The organism is Streptomyces sp. NRRL S-37 (assembly GCF_000721605.1).
Taxonomy (GTDB): Bacteria; Actinomycetota; Actinomycetes; order Streptomycetales; family Streptomycetaceae; genus Streptomyces.
Genome location: NZ_JOIZ01000005.1, coordinates 654,525 through 674,209, shown reverse-complemented (window position 1 = coordinate 674,209; position 19,685 = coordinate 654,525). Strand labels below are relative to the sequence as shown.

Genomic DNA, 19,685 nt, shown 5'->3' with positions numbered 1-19,685 from the left:
GCCGGGAGGGGTGGATCCGGTAAGAAGCTAATGACGCGTCCATGACACGTCTATGGTTCGGGTGTGAAATTTCCGCGTACGAGGTCCGGCGCGGGCTTCGCGTACCATGGACGGCGCAGAAGGGGAGTAGCTCTTCGCCGGACCGTCGACACACTGCTCAGCTCGCCTGAGCCGGCGCCCGGAGGCGGGCCTCGTGACGCGAGGCCGGCCAGCGAGACCTTCGGCAAGCAGTGCACGCCCGTGCCGTACGGCACGGGTGCCGCGTGTGCTGCCGTGCCGAGGTGTCCCGTGGAATCGCACAGCACTCTCGGTGGGGCAGTCCCGACCGATTGAGGAACCGTTGATCAGCCTGACCGTGACGGCCGTCGTCTTCGGCGTCGTCTTCCTCGCCGAACTGCCGGACAAGACCGCGCTCGCCGGCCTCGTCCTCGGCACCCGCTACCGCGCCTCCTACGTCTTCGCCGGTGTCGCCGCCGCCTTCGCGCTGCACGTCGCGCTCGCGGTGGCGGCCGGAAGCGTGCTCACGCTGCTGCCGCAGCAGATCGTGCACGCGATCACGGGTGTGCTCTTCCTGGGCGGCGCCGCGGTGCTGCTGATGAAGAAGGACGAGGACGAGGAGGAGGTCCGCAAGCCGGAGAACCAGTCCTTCTGGAAGGTCTCCGGGGCCGGGTTCATGCTGATCCTGGTCGCCGAGTTCGGCGATCTGACGCAGATCATGACGGCCAACCTCGCCGCCCGCTACGACGACCCGCTCTCCGTCGGCCTGGGCGCGGTGCTCGCGCTGTGGTCGGTGGCCGGGCTCGGCATCGTCGGCGGAAAGGCGCTGATGAAGCGGGTCCCGCTCAAGCTGATCACGCAGATCGCGGCGCTGCTGATGCTGGGGCTGGGCGTGTGGAGCCTGTGGGAGGCGATCGCCTGACGCCCCGCCGCGCGGGCCCGGCGCGGTGGCGGCGGGCCGAAGCGTCGGTGAACGGTCGGCGAAGGCGGTGGCGGGATGCCGGGTTTGTTTTGTACCGTGGATGAACAAAGTGGCTCCCGCCCGTTTCCCCTGACCGGCGGGCGGGGTCACTCTGTCCCCCGGGCCACCCCGCCCCGAACCTCCTCCTCCGCGCCTTGGAGCTGCCGATGACGGCCACCGCCGTACTCACCGCCCGCGCCCTCCTGCTGGACATGGACGGCACCCTCGTCAACTCCGACGCCTCCGTCGAACGCGTCTGGCGGCGCTGGGCCGACCGGAACGGGCTCGACGGCGACGAGGTCATGAAGGTCGTGCACGGGCGCCAGGGATACGCCTCGATGGCCCTGCTGCTGCCCGACCGCCCGATGGAGCAGAACCACGCCGACAACGCCCGCATGCTCGCCGAGGAGACCGCGGACACCGAGGGCGTCGTCGAGGTGCCGGGCGCCCGCGCGTTCCTCGCCTCCCTGAAGGGGCTGCCGCACGCGCTCGTGACCTCCGCCGACGTCGCCCTGTCGACGGCGCGGATGGCCGCCGCCGGCCTCGAGCAGCCCGAGGTGCGGGTGACGGCGGAGTCCGTCGGCGCGAGCAAGCCCGACCCCGAGGGCTTCCTGAAGGGCGCGGCGGAACTGGGCGTCGACCCGGCCGACTGCGTGGTCTTCGAGGACTCCGGCGCGGGTATCGCCGCGGGCCGCGCGGCCGGGATGCGGGTCGTGGGCATCGGCCCCCGGGCCGGCCTCCACACCCCGGACGCGCTCGTACGCGACCTGACCCAGGTGCGGGTGGAGGCGGCGGCCGACGGCACGATCCGGCTGCACATCACGGAGTAGTCCCCAGGGGACCACACCCTTACGGTCCGGGCTCCCGGCGCTTCGCGGAGCGCCGGGCCGGTCGCGGTCCCGGGGGCGTTACGGTCCCTGGGTCTCCGCCTCCAGGCGGGCCCGCGTCTGCGGACCGTACACACCCAGTTCGGCCTGGAGTCCCCGAGACCACTGGTAGTTGCGCAGGGCGTCCTCCACCCGGCGGTTGAACTGGCCGTTGATCTCGTCGTTGTAGAGCCACTTCTCCTTCAGCCGGAGCTGGAGTTCGGTGACCTCCGGGCCGCGGTCACCCCGGCGCAGCACCGGGCCGGTGTCACCGCCCTCCTCCTCCGTGTCCTCGGCGGAGTCGCTCGGCGCCGTGGTCGTCGGGGTCGAGGACGGTTCGGCGGAGGCCGACGGGCTCGCCGACGTGGTGGACGCCGACGGCGACGGCGAGGCCGACGCGCTCGCGCTCGCGCTCGCCGAGGGGGAGGCCGACGAGGAGGCGGACGACGACGGCGCGGCGGAGGACGCGTCGGCCGACGGCTCCGCGGAGGACGAGGCGGACGACGACGGGTCCGGGATGCTCGCCCTGACCTCCTCCGGCGCCGCGCCGTCCCGGGACGGCGTCTCGTAGGAGAACACTCCGCTCGCCCACCCCGCCGCCCCCACCACGGCGACCACGGCCCCGGCGACCGCGAACAGCGTCCCGCGACGGCGCCGGCGCGGCGGTTCCCCGCCGGTGTGCACCGGACCGGGCGCGGCGGGGACGGCCGCGAGGGGCCGCGTGGTGTCGAACAGATGCAGATCGGTGGCGTTCGGCCGGGCCGTCCCGGGCGCCAGCGGCGTCGGGAGGACGGACGTCGCGTCCGCCGCGCCGGGCGCCGCCTCCGGCGGGACGGCGCGCAGGGTCATGGTCTCGTCGGCCGCCCCCGGAGCGCCGGGCCCCTCCGCGGACGGGGCGGACGTCCCTGTGGACGGAGCGGACGTCCCCACCGCGCCGGCGGCCTCCGCCGGCCCGTCCGGTGTACTCCGCCCGGCCCCGTCGTCCAGCTCGACGTACGGCCGTATGCGCAGCGGATCGAAGTCCTCCGCGGCGGCCGCCTCCGCCGTACGGGCGTCGCGCAGGGCGTCGGACGCACGGACGGTGCAGGCGCACGACGGCGTGTTGTCGCTGTTCCTGGGCGCACCGCACTCCGGGCACGGGTTTCCGTTCGGCTGTTCCACGTGTTCGTCCCTCCCCTCGCGAACTCCAGAGATTATGCAGATCTTCTTCACAGCCCCGCCCGCGCGCCCCCGGAATCTGGACTTCCGGGAGGACTCAACAGGCCATAACGGGACACACCGATCACGATGGACGGTGGAACCAGTTCTCTGTGGAGGTCTTCATGGCCGGGGACGCGCGCCGTACGACGCCGAAGGGGAGCACCGCGGGGCCCGCACCCGGCGCCGGACCACCGGGCCGTGACGCCGGCGACCGGGGCGTCGGCGGCCGTGACGCCGGCGGCCGGGAGCACGTGTCCGGGAACGTCGTGGTCTCGATCGGCGCCCTGCTGCTCGGCCTGCTGCTCGCCGCCCTCGACCAGACCATCGTCGCCACCGCGCTGCCCACCATCGTCAGCGAACTGGGCGGCCTGGAGCACCTGTCCTGGGTGGTCACCGCGTACCTGCTGGCCTCCACCGCCGCGACCCCGCTGTGGGGCAAGCTGGGCGACCAGTACGGGCGCAAGAAGCTCTTCCAGACCGCCATCGTGATCTTCCTGGTGGGCTCCGCGCTGTGCGGCGCGGCGCAGGACATGCCCCAGCTGATCATGTTCCGCGCGCTCCAGGGCCTGGGCGGCGGCGGGCTGATCGTGCTGTCGATGGCGATCGTCGGCGACCTCGTCCCACCGCGCGAACGCGGCCGCTACCAGGGTCTGTTCGGGGCGGTGTTCGGCACGACGAGCGTCCTCGGACCCCTGCTCGGCGGACTGTTCACCCAGCACCTGAGCTGGCGCTGGGTGTTCTACATCAACCTGCCCGTCGGGATCGTCGCCCTCGCCGTGATCGCGGCGGTGCTGCACATCCCGCGTCGGCGGACCAAGCACGTCATCGACTACCTCGGCACCTTCCTCATCGCCTCCGTCGCCACCTGCCTGGTGCTGGTCGCCTCCCTCGGCGGCAACACCTGGGAGTGGGCCTCGCCGCAGATCATCGGGCTCGCGGTGCTCGGCGTGCTGCTCGCCGTGGCCTTCGTGGCCGTGGAGCGGCGGGCCGCCGAGCCGGTGCTGCCGCTGAAGCTGTTCCGGGTGCGCACCTTCACGCTCTCCGCCGTGATCAGCTTCATCATCGGCTTCGCCATGTTCGGCGCGATGACCTATCTGCCGACCTTCCTCCAGGTGGTCCACGGCATCACCCCGACCATGTCCGGCGTGCACATGCTGCCGATGGTGGCCGGCATGCTGCTCTCCTCCACCGGTTCCGGGCAGATCGTCAGCCGCACCGGCCGCTGGAAGGTGTTCCCGATCGCCGGCACCGCCGTCACCACCCTCGGACTGCTGCTGCTCCACCGGCTCGGCACGGACAGCTCCACCGCCGAGATGAGCGCGTACTTCTTCGTCTTCGGCCTCGGACTCGGCCTGGTGATGCAGGTCCTGGTGCTGATCGTGCAGAACGCCGTCCCCTACGAGGACCTCGGCGTCGCCACCTCCGGCGCGACCTTCTTCCGCTCCATCGGCGCCTCGTTCGGCGTCGCCGTCTTCGGCACGATCTTCGCGAGCCGCCTCGGCAGCGAGCTCACCGACGCCTTCCGGGGAGCGCCGCTCCCGCCCGGCGTCTCCTCCGCCTCCCTGGAGGCCGACCCGCGCGGCATCGCCGCCCTGCCGCCCGCCCTGCGCCCGCCGGCGCTCGACGCGTACGCCACCGCCATCACCGACGTCTTCCTGTACGCCGTGCCCATCGCCCTCCTCGGATTCGCGCTGGCCTGGTTCCTCAAGGAGGACCGGCTGCGCGCCTCGGTCACCGCGCCCGACGTCACCGAGACGCTCGCCAGCAACCCCGTGGAGCGGTCCTCGTACGACGAGGTGTACCGCGCGCTGTCGGTGCTCGGCACCCGCGAGGGACGCCGCGAGATCTACCGGAAGATCACCGACCGCGCGGGCTACGACCTGCTGCCCGCGACGAGCTGGCTGCTCCTGCGCATCAGGAAGCACGGCTCGGTGGAACCGGCCCGCCTCGCCGAACGCGGCCCCGTCCCGCTGAACGTCGTCCTGGAGGCCGCCCGCCAGGCCGAGATACGGCACCTCGCCGTGCGCCGGGGCCTCGACATGGTGCTCACCGACGAGGGGCGCGAGGTGACGGAGCGGCTGGCGCGGGCCCGCGAGGAGTCGCTGGCCGAGCTGCTCGGCGACTGGTGGGGGCCGGACCGCCCGACCGACCTGGTGCGGCTGGTGCACGAACTGAACGACGAGCTGTGCGGCTCGCGCGGTGAACGCCCGCACGACGAGCGTGCCGTGACCCGGACCGGGTGACGCGCGCTCAGCCCAGCTCCTTGGCGAACCAGTGCTCGGAGTACGGGTCGGCTTTGTACGGCCCGGTCTCCGTGTACCCGAGCCGGGCGTACAGCGCCCGCGCCTCGACGAGGTCCCCGCGCGTGTCCAGGACCATCCGGGTGGCACCCGCGGCACGGGCCGCGTCCTCGGCGGCCCGCACCAGCAGCGCCGCCCCGCCCCTGCCCCGCATCCCCGCGTACAGGAACACCCGGGTCAGTTCGGCGGTCGCGCCGCCCAGCAGCCGGAAGCCCGCGTTGCCGGCCGGCTCACCCGCGTGGCGCGCGACCAGCAGCAGGCCCTTCGGCGGCGCGAGGTCGGCCCCCGACACGGCGGCGATCTCCCGCTCCAGCTCCTCGGGACCGGTGCGCCGCCCCTCGTGCAGCAGGTACCAGCGGTCGCTGACCTCCGTGTAGTACGCCCGCCACAGCGCGGCGGCGACGGGGGAGTCGTACGGTTCCGGGGCTACGGTCCAGGTCATGCCCGCATTCTCGGCGAGCCCTCCCGCGGGCCCGCAAGCGAATAAGCCGTGGCGGACCGTGACGGCCCCGAACTGTTTGTGCGCGAGCCTCCGGGCAACCCGGTAGGCGAACCGGCTCGCCAGGAGTGCCGGTTGGGCCCGAGAACCCGGAAGGCATTCATGTCCACTGGCCTGATCATTGCGTTGATCGTGATTGTCGCGGTCGTAGCCGCCGTCGCGGCCGTGCTGACCCTGCGCGCCCGCGGCCCGCGGCACGGCACCGGCCTGAAGCGGCGCTTCGGCCCCGAGTACGACCGTGCCGTCGCCCGGCACGACGGGGACACCAAGGCCGCCGAGCGGGAGCTCGCCGAGCGCGTGGAGCGCCACGGCGGCCTGCGCGTACGGCCGTTGGAGCCCACCGAGCGGGAGAGGTACGAGGTGCGCTGGACGGCCGTCCAGGAGCGGTTCGTCGACGCGCCGCGGGACGCGGTCGCCGAGGCGGACCGGCTGATCGCCGAACTCGCCGCCGCCCGTGGCTTCCCCGCCGACGGGCACTACGAGGAACAGCTCGCCGCGCTGTCCGTGCACCACGCCCACCAGGTCGAGGGCTACCGGCGCGTGCACCGGGTGGCGCAGGCCCGCGCGCACGACGGCGGCGCGGGCACCGAGGAGATGCGCGAGGCCCTCGTCGAGGCCCGCGCGCTGTTCGAGGAACTGGTACGGCCGTCCCGGCACGAGGCCGGACACCGGCGCGCCGGCGCGGACGGCGACCGTACGTCCCCGGCCGCCGGCCGCGGCCACCGCGCACCGTCGATGTTCCACCGGCACCAGGCGAAGGAGAGCTGACCGATGACCGACGCGACCCGACGCCCCGGCGACACCCCGCCTGTCGAGGGGCACCGCACCACACCCGACCTCCGGGGCGACACCCCGGCCCCCGACGTCCGAAGCGGTACCCCAGCCCCCGGCGTCCGAAGCGGTACCCCGGCCCCGGGCGCCCCCGGCTTCGGCACCGCTGAGGAAGCCGGCCGCACCACCCCCGACGGCGCGAACCCGCCACCCACCGCACACCCGAAGCACAACCCCACCACCCCTGCCGGCACCGGTACGCACCACGACGCCGACCGGATCCCCGCGGGCATCGGTACGGGTCCGCACCATGGCACCGACCGGGCCCCCGCGGGCATCGGTACGGGTACGCACCATGACACCGACCGGGCCCCCGCGGGCATCGGCACCGGTACGCACCACGACGCCGACCGGGGCTCCGTCACCCGTCTCCTCCGGCTGGACGACACCGACAAGCTCACGGCGCGGTTGCAGCACGCCGTGGCCGGCTTCGTCGACGCGCCGCGGGACGCCGTGCAGGAGGCCGATCGCGCGCTGGAGGAACTCACCGCGCGCTTCACGGACGCGGTGACCGAGCGGCGCCGTACCCTGCGGCGGTCCTGGCAGACCGACGGCGACGGGACGAGCGGCAGCGCGGCCGCGACCGACACCGAGCAACTGCGGCTCGCCCTGCGGGACTACCGCGAGCTGGCGGAACGGCTGCTACACGCCTGAGCCGTCCGGCTCGCCCGCCGCCGCCCGGCGCTCCCGCCACTGCCGTACGACGTCCTCGACGTCGTACGGCTTCTTGCCCAGCGGGGGGCCGGGCGGCGGCTTGAACATCATGTCGCTGATCTTCGCGTTGATCTCCGTGAGGATCTTCCGCACGATCCGCTCCGAGGGCGCCGCGAGGGCCGCCTCCAGCGCGTCCTCGGCCTCCTTGCGCAGGGCCAGCGTCGGCGGCAGCACCGAGAAACCCTCGCGGGCCATCTTCCGCTTGACCCACCACAGTTCGTCGTAGGTGGTCTCGACCTCGCGGGGGAGCGGCTTGCCCGCCCCCGCCAGCCGTTCGAACTCGCCGCGGGCCTCGGCATCACGGATCTGCTTGTCGACCCAGGACTCGAAGTCGACGCCGGGTGGCTTTCGCTCGGTCATGAGGCCATTGTGCCGGACGCCGTGCGGCCGGGCGTTTTATCATTCGGCGGCAGCGGGGCCGGGCCTCTCCGGTCCGCCAGGACGTCTCAGGAGGAGCCCACGTGCTCGAACTCACCATGGCCGCGGTGTCCGCGGCGGAAGCGGGCGCCACGGCCGGCATGCTCATGGCCGACGCGCCCAGCGAGCCGGGCACCTTGCTGCGGGTGGGCCGGGACAAGTCGCTGTGCCGGCTCTCCACGCCGGACGACTGGCTGTTCGTCTCGCGGGTCCACCTGGAGTTCCAGTGCGCGCCGGACGGGACCTGGCGGCTGACCTGGCTGCGCGGCTCGCTGCCCGAGCCGTCCTCCGAGGTGCGGCTGACCGTCGGCGAGCACGCCCAGCCGGTCGCCTATGGCGGCAGTGTGGCGCTGCCCCGGGGCGGCAGCGGCGAGGTCGTCATCCAGGACCGCACCGCCCCGCGCAGCGTCAACGTGGGCTTCTACCACGAGGCGTAGAGCGCGGGGCTCAGGCCAGCACCCGGGCCAGCGCGAAACCGTCGTAGTCCTTGGCGCCGACCGTCTGGACCGCCGTACCGCTCAGCCGGGGATGGCTGCCGATCAGGTCGAGGGCGGCGCGGGTGCCCAGCACGTCCGGGTCGGTGTTGTCCGGGTCGGCCACCCGGCCGCCGCGCACCACGTTGTCGAGGACGATCAGGCTGCCCGTGCTGGTCAGCCTGAGCGCCCACTCCAGGTAGTGCGGGTTGTTCACCTTGTCGGCGTCGATGAAGACCACGTCGAACGGCGGCGGGTTCTCGTCGGCCAGCCGGGGCAGCGACTCCAGTGCCGCGCCCACCCGCACCTCGACCTGCTTGTCGAGTCCCGCGCGGGCGATGTTGCGGACGGCGACCTCGGCGTGGCCGGGGTCGTACTCCAGGGAGATCAGCCGTCCGTCGGCGGGGAGGGCGCGGCCCAGCCAGATGGTGCTGTAGCCGCCGAGCGTGCCGATCTCCAGGATGTTCCTGGCCCCCTGGAGCTGGGCGAGGAGCAGGAGCAGCTTGCCCTGCAGGGGCGAGACGGCGATCGGCGGGAGCCCGGCGGCGTCGCTGTCGCGCAGGGCCGCCGCCAGGGCGTCGTCGCCGGGGGCGTCGGGCAGGAGGCGGTCGGTGAAGTAGTCGTCCACCTTCTGCCAGAGCTGCGACTCGCTCATGCACCTGTACCTTCCGTACGGCTGGTTAGTCTGTCTAACTAGTGCCGCTGACGAAGATACGCCGCGCCCTCGCCGCCCGTCAGGCGTTCTCCCGGTGTGTTCCGGCCGCTCCGGCCTCCAGTGACGGCGCCGATCCCGGCAGCGGGCGGCCCGCCGACTCGGCCATGCGCCACACCGCGAAACCGCCGATCACGGCCGCCGCCATCATGTAGTAGGCGGGCATCATCATGTCGCCGGTCGCGCCGATCAGGGCCGTGACCACCAGCGGGGTGGTGCCGCCGAACAGGGACACCGAGACGTTGAAGCCGATCGACAGCGAGCCGTAGCGCACCCGGGTCGGGAACAGGGCGGGCAGCGCGGACGGCATGGCGGCGGTGAAGCAGACCAGCAGCAGGCCGAGCGCGCCCATGCCGGCGGCGACCGCGAGCAGGCTCCCGTCGCGGATCAGCAGCAGCGCCGGCACGGACAGCACCAGGAACCCGGCGCAGCCGGCCGCGATCACCGGACGGCGGCCGACCCGGTCGGTCAGCGCGCCGGCGAACGGCTGGACGACCATCATCAGCACCATCACGCCGAGCACGACGACCAGGCCGTGCGTGGCGTCGTAGCCCAGCTCACTGGTGAGATAGCTCGGCATGTACGACAGCAGCATGTAGTCGGTGACGTTGAAGACCAGCACCAGGCCCACGCACAGCAGCAGCGCGCGCCACTGGCCGGTCACCATCTCCCGCAGCGGCACCTTCGGGCGCTCGCTCTCGGCCTTGGCGACCTCGGCCGCGAACGCCGGGGTCTCCTCCAGACGCATCCGCAGATACAGGCCGACGATGCCCATCGGGCCCGCGATCAGGAACGGGATCCGCCAGCCCCAGGACAGCAGGTCGTCCGACGACAGCAGCGCGGTCATCAGCGTGACCAGGCCCGCGCCGCCGATGTACCCGGCGAGGGTGCCGAACTCCAGCCAGCTGCCGAGGAAGCCGCGCCGCTTGTCGGGGGCGTACTCGGCGATGAAGGTGGACGCGCCGGCGTACTCGCCGCCGGTGGAGAAGCCCTGCACCAGACGGGCCGCCAGCAGCAGAGCGGGGGCGCCGACGCCGATCGCGGCGTAGGACGGGATGAGGCCGATGGCGAAGGTGCCCGCCGCCATCATGATCATCGTGAGGGCGAGGACCTTCTGCCGCCCCACGCGGTCGCCGAGCGGGCCGAAGACCATGCCGCCGAGGGGGCGGACCAGGAAGGCCGCGGCGAAGGCGCCGAACGTGGACAGCAGCTGGGCGGTGGGGTTGCCCGACGGGAAGAAGACCTTGCCCAGCGTGACCGCGATGTAGCTGTAGACACCGAAGTCGAACCATTCCATCGCGTTGCCGAGCGCCGCCGCCTTCACGGCGCGCCGGACGAGCGCGGGGTCGGTGACGGTGGGGGCGGGGGTGTGCGCGACACCGGCCTTCTGCGAGGCCTTTCGCGCGGACGGGGGAGCGGCGACCGTGGCAGTCGTCAAAACGTCGCTCGCCTACCTTTCGACGGGGACAGGGGCGGGTCCGCGCGGCGGCGCTGTCGGGCGGTCCGAAGGGAACGACGATAGGCGCACTTGGCCCCTCTACGGGGGGTATGTGAATGGCTGCATACTGCACATAAATGGGGTGTGTGCAGGGACGCAGCCTCGCGTCGAGGCGCGCCGCACGGCGGCTCGCTGTGACCCTTCTCGCGTCATTCGCGGGCAAAACGGCCCCCACGGACTATCGTCACCCGGGCAAAAGTGAGAATTCCGTCATACGGGATCGCGGTTCTCCGCGCCCCCGTCCAGGGGCGCCGCGGGCCTCGCCGGGTCCGCGGAGCGGATCCCCACGCACGGGACGCGCGGAGCGAAACGGGGCGGGAGGCCGACGAGGCGTGGCGAACGCGGGGCGCGGTGGGCGACCGGCGAAGGCTCTCGGGACGACAGCCGCCGACGGTACCCGGACACGGCTGCGCGCCGCGCGCCTGGTCCTGTGGCTGCTGGCCGCCGTCCTCGCCGCACGCCAGGTCGCCGCCGTCCTCACCACACCGAACGGGGAACGGCTGACCGCCCTGGAGACCTGGGTGGGCCCCGAGGGCGTCCTGCACGTCAGCGGCTCCCTCTACGACTCCACCCGGTTCACCGGCACCCCCTTCGGCGGGCTCGTCCTCACACCCCTCGCCCGCCCCGCCGAACAGGCCCTCGGCCGGGGCTGGACCCTCGGCACCCTGCTCCTGGTCGTCGCCCTCGGACTGGTCGCCGCCCGCGCCCTGCCCCAGCCGGCCGGCCGCCGCACCGCGCTCCTCGCGGGGCCCGTCGCCATCAGCCTGCTCATGCTGTCCCTGCCGGTGCGCGACACCTTCCGGCTCGGCCAGGCCGGCGTCATCCCGGTCCTGCTCGTCCTGCTGGGCTGCCTCGTCGCGCGGGGACAGCGCGTCGGCGGCGCACTGACCGGCGTCGCCGCCGCCCTCCAGCCCGCCCTCCTCCTCTTCACCCCGCTGCTGTGGCTCACCGGCCGCCGCCGGGCCGCCGCCACCGCGGGCGTCACCTTCGCCGCGGCCACCGCGCTCGCCTGGGCCGCGCTGCCGCACGACTCCCGCGCCTACTGGGTGCACCACCTGGCGGGCACCGGCCTCGGCGGCCCCGCCGACGACCCCGCCAACCAGTCCCTGCACGGCGCCCTGCTCCGCCTCGGCCTCCGGGGCCCGCTGGAGACCGGCCTCCTCCTGCTGCTCGGCGCCGCGGTCGTGACCCTCGCCCTGCGCCGCGCGGTGCGCTACGCCCACGACGGCCAGCTCCTGCTCGCGGTCGCCGTCACCGGCTGCGCCGCCCTCGCCGTCTCCCCCACCGCCTGGCAGCACCAGCTCCTGTGGGTGCTGCTCACCGCGGCCGGCCGGATCGGCGTACGCGCCCGCGACCGGCTGGTGTGGCCCGTCGCCGTCGTCCTCGTGATGACGCTGCCGGCGAGGACGCTGCTGCCGGACATGGCGCTCCTGCACCCGCTGCGCGACAACACCGTCCTCCTGGCGGCCCTGGCCGCCGCCACCGCGGCCCCCTTCCTCTCCCGCCGCTCGCCGTACTTCCGCACCCCGGTCCCCACCCCGTACGCCCCGCCCGTCCCGGCCCGCTTCGCGCGCGTCCCGCCGCCGCCGTTCCCGCGCCGGGCGCTCATCCGCCCGAACCTCCTGCTCGAGCTCCTGCTGCTCCGCGTCACCTACGCCGCGTACGCCCAGGTCCGCCTCGCCGCGACCGGCGGCAGCAACTCGGCCGGCCGCGCCCGCGCCGAGGCGCACGGACAGCGGATCCTCGGCCTCGAACGCCTGCTCCACCTGGACGTCGAGCACGCCGTCAACCACGCCGTGGCGAGGATCGGCTGGCTGCGGGAGTCCTTCGACTTCTACTACACGTCGTTCCACTTCGTCGTCCCGCTGGCCGTCCTCGGCCTGCTGTACGGGCGTCGCCCCGCCGACTACCGCTGGGCCCGCGCGAGCCTGGGCTTCACCACCCTCCTCGCCCTGGCCGGCTTCTGGCTCTACCCGCTCGCCCCGCCCCGCCTGATGCCCGGCCTCGGCATCGTCGACACGGTCCACGGCGTCCAGGACTTCACCCGGCCCGACTACGGCACCCTCACCCACCTCACCAACCAGTACGCGGCGATGCCGTCGCTGCACTTCGGCTGGTCCCTGTGGTGCGGGCTGGTGCTCGCGGTCATCGCGCCGAGGACGTGGACGAAGGCCCTCGGCCTCCTCCACCCCCTGTTCACGGCCGCCGCGATCGTCACCACCGGCAACCACTGGATCCTGGACGCGGTGGGTGGCGCGCTCGTCGTCGGCGCCGGCTTCGGCCTGACGTACCTGCTCCAGGGCCCGCGCGCCCGTACGACGGTGGTGGCCGCGGAGACCGGCAGCGGGCCGCCGGTCCCGGAGAAGGACCGCGCCGCGGGCTGATCAGGTGCTGTCAGTGCGCTCGCGTAGTGTTCCGGCCACTGCACACCGAGCGTGAGGAACAAGAGAGTTGTCCGACCTGTCCGCTTTCCCGCTGCCCTTTCACACCTCCATGCTGTACGCGCCCCCTCGAACGCTGCGCGAGCTCGAGATGATCCGGTGCAGCGCGCATCTGCGGGAGAAGCCGGGGTGGTTCGACAAGATGAACGACGCCGGCATCGCCGCCCGGTGGGCGCGGGAAGCGGTCGAGCAGGGGCTCACCGAGGCCCAGGTGCGCTACGTGCTGGACGAGTTGCGTCACTACGCCGGGCTGCGGGACGAGCGGACCGGTGCCGAGGTGTCCGCCGTCGACGGGGTGTGGCAGTCGGACACCCTGGTCGACGACGGGCTCAGGGCCCGGCTGCGGGAGGCGGTCCGGGTGCTGGAGGACGTTCCCGAGGCGGAGCTGGACTGGCACCCCGGCTCCGGCGGGCAGGTGCTCGACCTCGTCCATCCCTCGCTGTTCTGCCTGGTCAGGGAGGTGAGCGGGGCGCCCGAGGAGGCATGGCGCAACCCGACGGGAAGCTTCTCGAAGCACGAGTTCTCGGAGAAGTTCCAGTGGCTGCCCACCGACGTCGACGTCAGTGACGACGGCGCCGTCGCCTTCCGCTCGTACGTCAACAACGTCCACCCCGAACGGCACCGCGAACTGGCCGCCGTGCTGCCGGAGTTGTTCGCGCGTTTCCTCCCGCTGTGGGAGAACGTGCTCACCGGGCTGCGCTGTCCGAGGCCGCTGCGGATCGAGCCGGACCCCTACGGCTGGTACGACTCCGAGCCGCAGGAGCCGCGGAAGTCCGACTACAGCGACGACGCGGCGTTCGAGGAAGCCTTCTACGCGTGGGAGGCGGCGCAGGACGACTGGTGGGAGAACCGCCGCCCGGTCGTTCCCGACGCCCCGGTCTTCACCCCGCCCGAGTCGCCCGACGAGACCGTCCGGGTCGATCTGCGCGGCCGCCGGCTCCAGGTCATCGTCAAGCTCGCCACCATCCGGCTCACCCCGGACAAGCCCGAGTACGCGGGCGGCTCCTGGCACGTCGAGGGGATGATGAACGAGCGGATCGTCTCCACCGGCATCTACTACTGGGACAGCGAGAACATCACCGAGAGCCGGCTGAGCTTCCGGGCGGCACTCGACGACCCGGACTACGAGCAGAACGACGACAACGGGATGCGTGACGTCTACGGCCTGGAGAACGAGGACGCGCTGAACCAGGTGCTGGGATCGGCGGCGACCCCGGCGGGCCGCTGCCTGGCCTTCCCGAACATCCTCCAGCACCGCGTCAGCCCGTTCCGGCTCGAGGACCCCACCCGCCCGGGACACCGCAAGATCCTCGCGTTCTTCCTCGTCGACCCCTCGGAGACGATCGTCTCGACCTCCGACATACCGCCGCAGCAGCCCTGGGCCGACACGTCGACCATGACGCTGGAGCAGGCGAAGGAGTACCGCGAACAGCTCATGCACGAACGCAAGTTCTTCGTCGCCGAGCACAACGAGCAGCTCTACGAGCGGGAGTTCTCCCTCTGCGAGCACTGAGGCGCCGGGGCCCGACCACATGGACGGGGAACCGGGCGGGGCGTTCACCGCTGGGGCGGGTATACGGAGTCGCGTGACCGTTGCGGCGAAGTGACCATCGGGCCACTCGCTTCTTCACCGGTGTCGGTCACCGCGGCTCCGTTGTGATCATCTGCGGGCTGTCGCACTCTCGCTCAGAGAACCGGCGGAGCCGATCCGGCGCATGACGGAGGAAAGCCATGGAGACCAACCGGCGTAAGTCCACCCACAGCAGTGCCTTCCTGACCTGGACGACCACCGGTCGGCCGCGATGACCCCCTTCTCGCACTCCTGGACCGCCCTGCTCGCCGCGGCCGCCCGTGCCGCCGGACTGGCCGACCCGGCGGCCCGCGTCAGCACCCGGGACAAGGTCCTGACCGTCGGCGACTACCTTTCCGCATACGTCCTGGAATGGACCCTGCACCACCTGGACCTGATCGCCCACCTCCCCTCGGCCCCCCAGCCCCCCGCCGCGACCCTCGCGGTGGCCCGCGCGGCCCTGGAGAAGATCGCCGGCGCCGCGTTCCCCGGCGAACTCCCCGACGCGGACGTGCTCCTGCTCGGTACGGGACGCCGTACGGCGACCGCCGGGGAGAGGACCGTACTGGGCGGCCTCGCCGAGAGGATTCCGTTCGTCCTCGGTTGAGTTCCCGCCCGGTCGGGGGTGCCGCATGATCCGGAGACGGACAAAGGCGGCGGCCCCGGGGATCGTGGGGTCGCCGCCTTCGGTATGGGGGGGGTGCGGTGCCGTCAGTACCAGTGGTTGGTCTGCCAGAAGGACCAGGCGTCGCAGGCGCTGCCGTAGCGGCTCTTCATGTAGTCCAGGCCCCACTTGATCTGGGTGGCGGGGTTGGTCTTCCAGTCGGAGCCGGCCGAGGCCATCTTGGAGGCGGGCAGGGCCTGGACCAGGCCGTAGGCGCCGCTGGAGGCGTTGGTGGCGGTGGGGTTCCAGCTGCTCTCGTGCTGGACGATCTTCGAGAAGCACTGGAACTCGGCCGGGTCGCCGATCATCTTCTGCGCGGTCGCCTGGGCCGAGGAGGCGCTCGTCGTCGCGGCCTGGGCGGGCGCGGCGGCGATCAGGGTGCCGCAGGCGGCGGCCGCGAGGGCGGCGCCTGCGAGGGCCTTCTTCGGGGCGGTGACGGTGCGGAGGAGGGAAGCGGCGGACACAGGCGGCCTTTCGGTCGGGAACAGGGAGGTCGCCGTACGCCCGGTGCCGTACGGATGCCGTGCGGCGGGGGCATGGGGCGGCGCCGCGACCCCTGGGGGACGTCGGCGCCTGGCGACCGCTCCACGGAAACAAATCTCGCGATTGCCCGCAAAGGTCCCTTTTACTAAGCGTGGTCGCAGTGAGGGGTGGGGCAGGGGGGTGTGCGCGGGAGCGTTCGCGGGGAGCCCGGCTACGGTCCCGCTTCGTATGTGACCCGGCTCATGTGGGGTCCTTCACCCACTCGTTCACCGGGCGCGAGCGGCCGCTCACCGAGGGGTCTCCCCGAATGTGACCGGCGCCTCGAAGGCCGCACGCCGGGTGGCGCGGCGCAGGGCCTTCAGGACCGGGGTGCCGAGGGTGAGGGTCAGGGCGACCGTGACCAGGGCCCGGCCCAGGTCCCAGCCGAGGGACGTCGCCAGGCAGTACGCCAGGAAACGGGCCAGGTTGGCGGGGAGCGGCGCGTCCGGGTCGAAGGAGATGTTCGAGGCCAGGGCCGACATGAAGGGCCAGCCCGCCATGTTCATCACCGTGCCGTAGGCGAAGGCCGCCAGGAAGCCGTACACCGCGAGCAGGCAGAGCTCCGCGCGCCCGCGCAGCCGGCCGGCGCCCGGCAGCAGGGCCGCGCCCATCGTGAACCAGCCCATCGACAGCATCTGGAACGGCAGCCAGGGGCCCACCCCGCCGGTGAGCAGGGCGGACGCGAACATCGTCACCGAGCCGAGGACGAAGCCGAAGCCGGGGCCGAGGACCCGGCCGCTGAGGACCATGAGGAAGAACATGGGCTCCAGGCCGGCCGTGCCCGCGCCGATGGGGCGCAGGGCCGCGCCCGTCGCCGCGAGGACGCCGAGCATCGCCACCGCCTTCGGGCCCAGGCCCGACTCCGAGATCGTCGCCCCCACGACCGCCACCAGCAGGACGAGGAGGCCGGCGAAGAGCCACGGCGCGTCCTGGGCGTGGGCGTTCACGGAGGAGTCGGGCGGGGCGAGGAAGGGCCAGCCGACGCCCGCCACGCCCACCGCGCTCACCAGGGCGAGGGCCGCCCAGGAACGGGGGCCCAGACGGACGGCCCGGGTCCGGCGCTGCGGGTGCGTGCTGCGGGCGGCGGTCATCGCAGGGCCTCCCGGACCTGGGAGACCGTGAGCCAGTGCTGCGGGGCGAGGATCTTCGCCACCTGCGGGGCGAAGGACGGGGACGCCACGACCACCTCCGCCGCCGGGCCGTCCGCGATCACCTCGCCCTCGGCGAGCAGCACCACCCGGTGGGCGAGTTCCGCCGCCAGTTCCACGTCGTGCGTGGCCAGGACGATCGCGTGGCCCTCGGCGGCCAGTCCGCGCAGGGCCGTCACCAGGCGGGCCTTCGCCGCGTAGTCCAGGCCGCGGGTCGGCTCGTCGAGGAGGAGCAGGGGCGGGCGGGCGGTCAGGACGACCGCGAGGGCGAGGGTCAGGCGCTGGCCCTCGGACAGGTCGCGGGGGTGGGTGCCGTCGGCCACCGAGGGGAGCAGCTCGGTCAGCAGGGCGCGGCAGGTGCCCGGCTCGGCGCCCGCGTCCCCGTCGGCGGCCGCGCACTCCGCCGCGACCGTGTCGGCGTACAGGAGGTCGCGGGGTTCCTGCGGGACCAGGCCGACGCGGCGGACCAGGTCGCGGGGGCGGGTGCGGTGGGGGACCGCGTCGCCGGTGCGGACCGAGCCCGAGGAGGGGGCGACCAGACCCACGAGCGCGCTGAGCAGCGTCGACTTCCCGGCGCCGTTGCGGCCCATGAGGGCGATCGTCTCGCCGGGGGCGACGGTCAGGTCGACCCCGCGCAGGGCCTGGACGCGGTCGCGGCGCACCGCCAGGGAGCGGACCTCGGCCACGGGGGCGGGGGCCGGGGTGCCGGGCCTCCCGCGCGGGAACAGGCGCCGGGGGGCAGGGGCCGGCTTCGGCGCGGGCTCATGGGCGGGAGGTCGCCTGCCGGCGAGGCGGTCGCGCAGCGGGCCCGCCCTGCGCCGGGCGTCGCGGACCGTCAGGGGGAGGGGGGACCAGCCGGCCAGGTGGCCCAGGCCGACCACCGGCGGGTGGACGGGGGAGACCGCCATCACCTCCGGCGGGGTGCCGAGCCACGGCCGCTCGCCGGGGCCCGGCAGCAGCGCCACCTGGTCGGCGTACTGGATGACGCGTTCCAGGCGGTGCTCGGCCATGAGGACGGTGGTGCCGAGGTCGTGGACCAGGCGCTGGAGGACCGCGAGGACCTCCTCGGCCGCCGCGGGGTCGAGCGCGGAGGTCGGCTCGTCGAGGACCAGGACCCGGGGGTGCGGGGTGAGGACCGAGCCGATCGCCACGCGCTGCCGCTGGCCGCCGGAGAGGGTGGCGATGGGGCGGTCGCGGAGGCCGGCGAGGCCGAGGAGGTCCAGGGTCTCCTCCACCCTGCGGCGCATCACGGCCGGGGGGAGGCCCAGCGACTCCATGCCGTAGGCGAGTTCCTCCTCCACCGTGTCCGTCACGAAGTGGGAGAGCGGGTCCTGGCCCACCGTGCCCACCACGTCGGCGAGTTCGCGCGGCTTGTGGGTACGGGTGTCGCGGCCGGCGACCGTGACCCTGCCGTGCAGGGTGCCGCCGGTGAAGTGCGGGACCAGGCCGCTCACCGCGCCCAGGACCGTCGACTTGCCGACGCCGGACGGGCCGACGAGGAGGACCAGTTCGCCCTCGGGAACCTCGAAGTCGACGCCCTGGACGGCAGGTTCGGCCGCTCCGTCGTACGTCACCGACACGTTCTCGAAGCGGATCACGTCGTCGGCTCCTTGCGGGTGTCCGTGGCCGCCTCGGGGGCGGGGGTGAGGAAGGCGGGGAGCAGGCCGATCAGGACGGCCGCCGCCGGCCACAGGGGCAGCGTGGGCGCGACGAGCGGGACCACGCCGGGGTGCAGGGCCGCGGGGTCGCGGGAGGCGGCGAGGGTCAGGAGGGCCGCCACGGCGACTCCGGACGCCGTGACCAGCCAGGCCCTGGTGTCCCAGAGGTCCGGGCGGTAGCGGGTGCGCAGGGTGCGCCGGCCGCCGAGCCACAGGCCCGCGAGGGCGGCGGCGACACCGGCGAGGAGGACGGGCAGGCCGTAGGTGCCGCCCTCGGCGGTGAGCAGCCCGTACGTCCCGGCGCAGACGCCGAGCAGACCGCCGAGGGTGAGGGCGGCAGTGGTACGGCGGACGGCGGGAGGTACGTCGGCGGTACGGCCGTATCCGCGCGCGTCCATCGCGGCGGCGAGGGCGACCGAACGCTCCAACGCGCCCTCCAGGACCGGGAGTCCGACCTGGAGCAGGCCGCGAAGCCCCTTGTCGGGCCGGCCCCGCAGCCGGCGGGCGGCGCGCAGCCGCCGGACGTCGGCGACGAGGTGGGGCGCGAAGGTGAGGGCGACGACGACGGCCACGCCGAGTTCGTACAGGGCGCCGGGGAGGGACTTGAGGAGGCGGGAGGGGTTGGCGAGGGCGTTCGCGGCGCCCACGCAGACGAGGAGGGTGGCGAGGCGGAGGGCGTCGTACAGGGCGAAGGTGAGGGCCTCCGCGGTGACCTTGCCGCCGAGACGGATGCCCTGGGCCCAGTGGGGGAGGGGGACTTCGGGGAGGTGGACGAGGGTGTGGGTGCCGGGGATGGGGGAGCCGAGGATCACGGCGAAGGCGAGGCGGACGAGGACGACGGCGAGGGCGAGTTTGAGGAAGGCGCCGTAGGAGCGGGACCAGGGGGTGTGGGGGCGGCGGGCCGCCACGACGTAGGCGGAGACGGTGATGAGGAGGGTGAGGAGGAGGGGGTTGGTGGTGCGGGTGGCGGCGGTGCCGAGGGAGAGGGACCAGAGCCACCAGGCGCCGGGGTGGAGGTGGGGGGTGCGGTGCTGGTGCCGGTGCTGGCGCTGGGCGGGGGTGGGCTGCTCCACCGGCGTTTGCCGGGTGCCTCCCCCACTCTCGGCTCCTCCCCCACTCTCGGCTTCGCTCGAGCGGGGGGACCCCCATGAGCGGGGGGACCCCCATGAGCGGGGGGACCCCCATGAGCGGGGGGACCCCCATGAGCGGGGGGA

The 19,685-nt window shown here is 73.6% G+C and carries 17 protein-coding genes and 1 pseudogene; 9 read left to right on the top strand and 9 right to left on the bottom strand.

The genetic code is table 11. The annotated features are described in order from the left end of the window. Positions 1 to 340 precede the first annotated feature (340 nt). The gene (locus IH50_RS0109915) at positions 341 to 919 is read left to right on the top strand and encodes a TMEM165/GDT1 family protein (RefSeq protein WP_030859477.1); all 579 of its coding nucleotides are present in this window, start codon (positions 341 to 343) and stop codon (positions 917 to 919) included. Between the two features lie 206 nt (positions 920 to 1,125). Next, entirely contained in the window at positions 1,126 to 1,788 is a 663-nt protein-coding gene (locus IH50_RS0109910) for an HAD-IA family hydrolase (protein WP_030859476.1), read from the top strand. Positions 1,789 to 1,866: 78 nt separating this feature from the next. On the opposite strand, the gene IH50_RS0109905 is transcribed toward IH50_RS0109910, so the two are convergent. Continuing rightward, positions 1,867 to 2,985 carry a peptidoglycan-binding domain-containing protein gene (locus tag IH50_RS0109905; protein ID WP_030859475.1) on the bottom strand — a complete coding sequence of 373 codons (1,119 nt, stop codon included), beginning with the start codon at positions 2,983 to 2,985 and terminating at the stop codon, positions 1,867 to 1,869. A 161-nt stretch (positions 2,986 to 3,146) separates the two neighbouring features. On the opposite strand from IH50_RS0109905, the gene IH50_RS0109900 reads away from it, so the two are divergent. Next, the gene (locus IH50_RS0109900) at positions 3,147 to 5,267 is read left to right on the top strand and encodes an MDR family MFS transporter (RefSeq protein WP_030859474.1); all 2,121 of its coding nucleotides are present in this window, start codon (positions 3,147 to 3,149) and stop codon (positions 5,265 to 5,267) included. Between the two features lie 7 nt (positions 5,268 to 5,274). Here IH50_RS0109900 and IH50_RS0109895 read toward each other — a convergent pair whose 3' ends face one another. Further along, a complete protein-coding gene (locus IH50_RS0109895) occupies positions 5,275 to 5,766 on the bottom strand; it encodes a GNAT family N-acetyltransferase (RefSeq protein ID WP_030859473.1) in 492 nt (163 codons plus the stop codon). A 159-nt stretch (positions 5,767 to 5,925) separates the two neighbouring features. Here IH50_RS0109895 and IH50_RS0109890 point away from each other — a divergent pair, with 159 nt between their 5' ends. Together IH50_RS0109890 and IH50_RS0109885 are read left to right on the top strand one after the other, a co-directional pair. After that, positions 5,926 to 6,591, top strand: coding sequence for a hypothetical protein (locus tag IH50_RS0109890; protein ID WP_030859471.1), 666 nt, complete (start codon positions 5,926 to 5,928; stop codon positions 6,589 to 6,591). 3 nt (positions 6,592 to 6,594) lie between these two features. Continuing rightward, a complete protein-coding gene (locus IH50_RS0109885) occupies positions 6,595 to 7,308 on the top strand; it encodes a hypothetical protein (protein WP_030859469.1) in 714 nt (237 codons plus the stop codon). Here the strand turns inward: IH50_RS0109885 and IH50_RS0109880 are convergent. Further along, a complete protein-coding gene (locus IH50_RS0109880; RefSeq protein ID WP_030859467.1) occupies positions 7,297 to 7,728 on the bottom strand; it encodes a DUF1992 domain-containing protein in 432 nt (143 codons plus the stop codon). The two genes, IH50_RS0109885 and IH50_RS0109880, sit on opposite strands and share 12 nt — an antisense overlap. Before the next feature lie 101 nt (positions 7,729 to 7,829). Here IH50_RS0109880 and IH50_RS0109875 point away from each other — a divergent pair, with 101 nt between their 5' ends. Next, a complete protein-coding gene (locus tag IH50_RS0109875; RefSeq protein WP_030859465.1) occupies positions 7,830 to 8,222 on the top strand; it encodes an FHA domain-containing protein in 393 nt (130 codons plus the stop codon). Between the two features lie 10 nt (positions 8,223 to 8,232). On the opposite strand, the gene IH50_RS0109870 is transcribed toward IH50_RS0109875, so the two are convergent. Both IH50_RS0109870 and IH50_RS0109865 read right to left on the bottom strand, forming a co-directional pair. Beyond that, positions 8,233 to 8,913 (bottom strand): O-methyltransferase, encoded by a 681-nt coding sequence (locus IH50_RS0109870; protein WP_030859463.1) that lies wholly within the window; start codon positions 8,911 to 8,913, stop codon positions 8,233 to 8,235. A gap of 79 nt (positions 8,914 to 8,992) precedes the next feature. Continuing rightward, entirely contained in the window at positions 8,993 to 10,408 is a 1,416-nt protein-coding gene (locus tag IH50_RS0109865) for an MFS transporter (protein WP_030859460.1), read from the bottom strand. A 392-nt stretch (positions 10,409 to 10,800) separates the two neighbouring features. On the opposite strand from IH50_RS0109865, the gene IH50_RS0109860 reads away from it, so the two are divergent. The 3 genes and pseudogenes from IH50_RS0109860 to IH50_RS0109845 all read left to right on the top strand — a co-directional run. Next, positions 10,801 to 12,852 carry a bifunctional glycosyltransferase 87/phosphatase PAP2 family protein gene (locus IH50_RS0109860; RefSeq protein WP_030859458.1) on the top strand — a complete coding sequence of 684 codons (2,052 nt, stop codon included), beginning with the start codon at positions 10,801 to 10,803 and terminating at the stop codon, positions 12,850 to 12,852. Positions 12,853 to 12,919: 67 nt separating this feature from the next. Then, entirely contained in the window at positions 12,920 to 14,422 is a 1,503-nt protein-coding gene (locus tag IH50_RS0109855; RefSeq protein ID WP_030859457.1) for a DUF4246 domain-containing protein, read from the top strand. Between the two features lie 325 nt (positions 14,423 to 14,747). Beyond that, positions 14,748 to 15,086, top strand: a pseudogene (locus IH50_RS0109845) (maleylpyruvate isomerase); the annotation flags it as partial. Positions 15,087 to 15,190: 104 nt separating this feature from the next. On the opposite strand, the gene IH50_RS0109840 reads toward IH50_RS0109845, so the two are convergent. The 4 genes from IH50_RS0109840 to IH50_RS0109825 form a co-directional block, all read right to left on the bottom strand. After that, complete coding sequence (locus IH50_RS0109840; RefSeq protein ID WP_030859453.1) at positions 15,191 to 15,607, bottom strand: transglycosylase SLT domain-containing protein; 417 nt, start codon at positions 15,605 to 15,607, stop codon at positions 15,191 to 15,193. Between the two features lie 306 nt (positions 15,608 to 15,913). Next, positions 15,914 to 16,756 carry an ECF transporter S component gene (locus IH50_RS0109835; protein WP_030859451.1) on the bottom strand — a complete coding sequence of 281 codons (843 nt, stop codon included), beginning with the start codon at positions 16,754 to 16,756 and terminating at the stop codon, positions 15,914 to 15,916. Continuing rightward, a complete protein-coding gene (locus tag IH50_RS0109830; protein ID WP_030859450.1) occupies positions 16,753 to 18,411 on the bottom strand; it encodes an ABC transporter ATP-binding protein in 1,659 nt (552 codons plus the stop codon). Before IH50_RS0109830 ends, IH50_RS0109835 begins: the two co-directional genes overlap by 4 nt. Next, on the bottom strand, positions 18,408 to 19,544 hold the full coding sequence (locus IH50_RS0109825; protein ID WP_030859448.1) for an energy-coupling factor transporter transmembrane component T: 1,137 nt from the start codon (positions 19,542 to 19,544) through the stop codon (positions 18,408 to 18,410). The genes IH50_RS0109830 and IH50_RS0109825 overlap by 4 nt, the downstream gene beginning before the upstream one ends. Positions 19,545 to 19,685 lie beyond the last annotated feature (141 nt).

Bases quoted from the DNA above. Each gene is read 5' to 3' on its own strand.
- IH50_RS0109895 (WP_030859473.1), bottom strand. From the start codon at position 5,766: ATGACCTGGACCGTAGCCCCGGAACCGTACGACTCCCCCGTCGCCGCC.
- IH50_RS0109885 (WP_030859469.1), top strand. From the start codon at position 6,595: ATGACCGACGCGACCCGACGCCCCGGCGACACCCCGCCTGTCGAGGGG.
- IH50_RS0109880 (WP_030859467.1), bottom strand. From the start codon at position 7,728: ATGACCGAGCGAAAGCCACCCGGCGTCGACTTCGAGTCCTGGGTCGAC.
- IH50_RS0109835 (WP_030859451.1), bottom strand. From the start codon at position 16,756: ATGACCGCCGCCCGCAGCACGCACCCGCAGCGCCGGACCCGGGCCGTC.
- IH50_RS0109900 (WP_030859474.1), top strand. From the start codon at position 3,147: ATGGCCGGGGACGCGCGCCGTACGACGCCGAAGGGGAGCACCGCGGGG.
- IH50_RS0109890 (WP_030859471.1), top strand. From the start codon at position 5,926: ATGTCCACTGGCCTGATCATTGCGTTGATCGTGATTGTCGCGGTCGTA.
- IH50_RS0109910 (WP_030859476.1), top strand. From the start codon at position 1,126: ATGACGGCCACCGCCGTACTCACCGCCCGCGCCCTCCTGCTGGACATG.
- IH50_RS0109870 (WP_030859463.1), bottom strand. From the start codon at position 8,913: ATGAGCGAGTCGCAGCTCTGGCAGAAGGTGGACGACTACTTCACCGAC.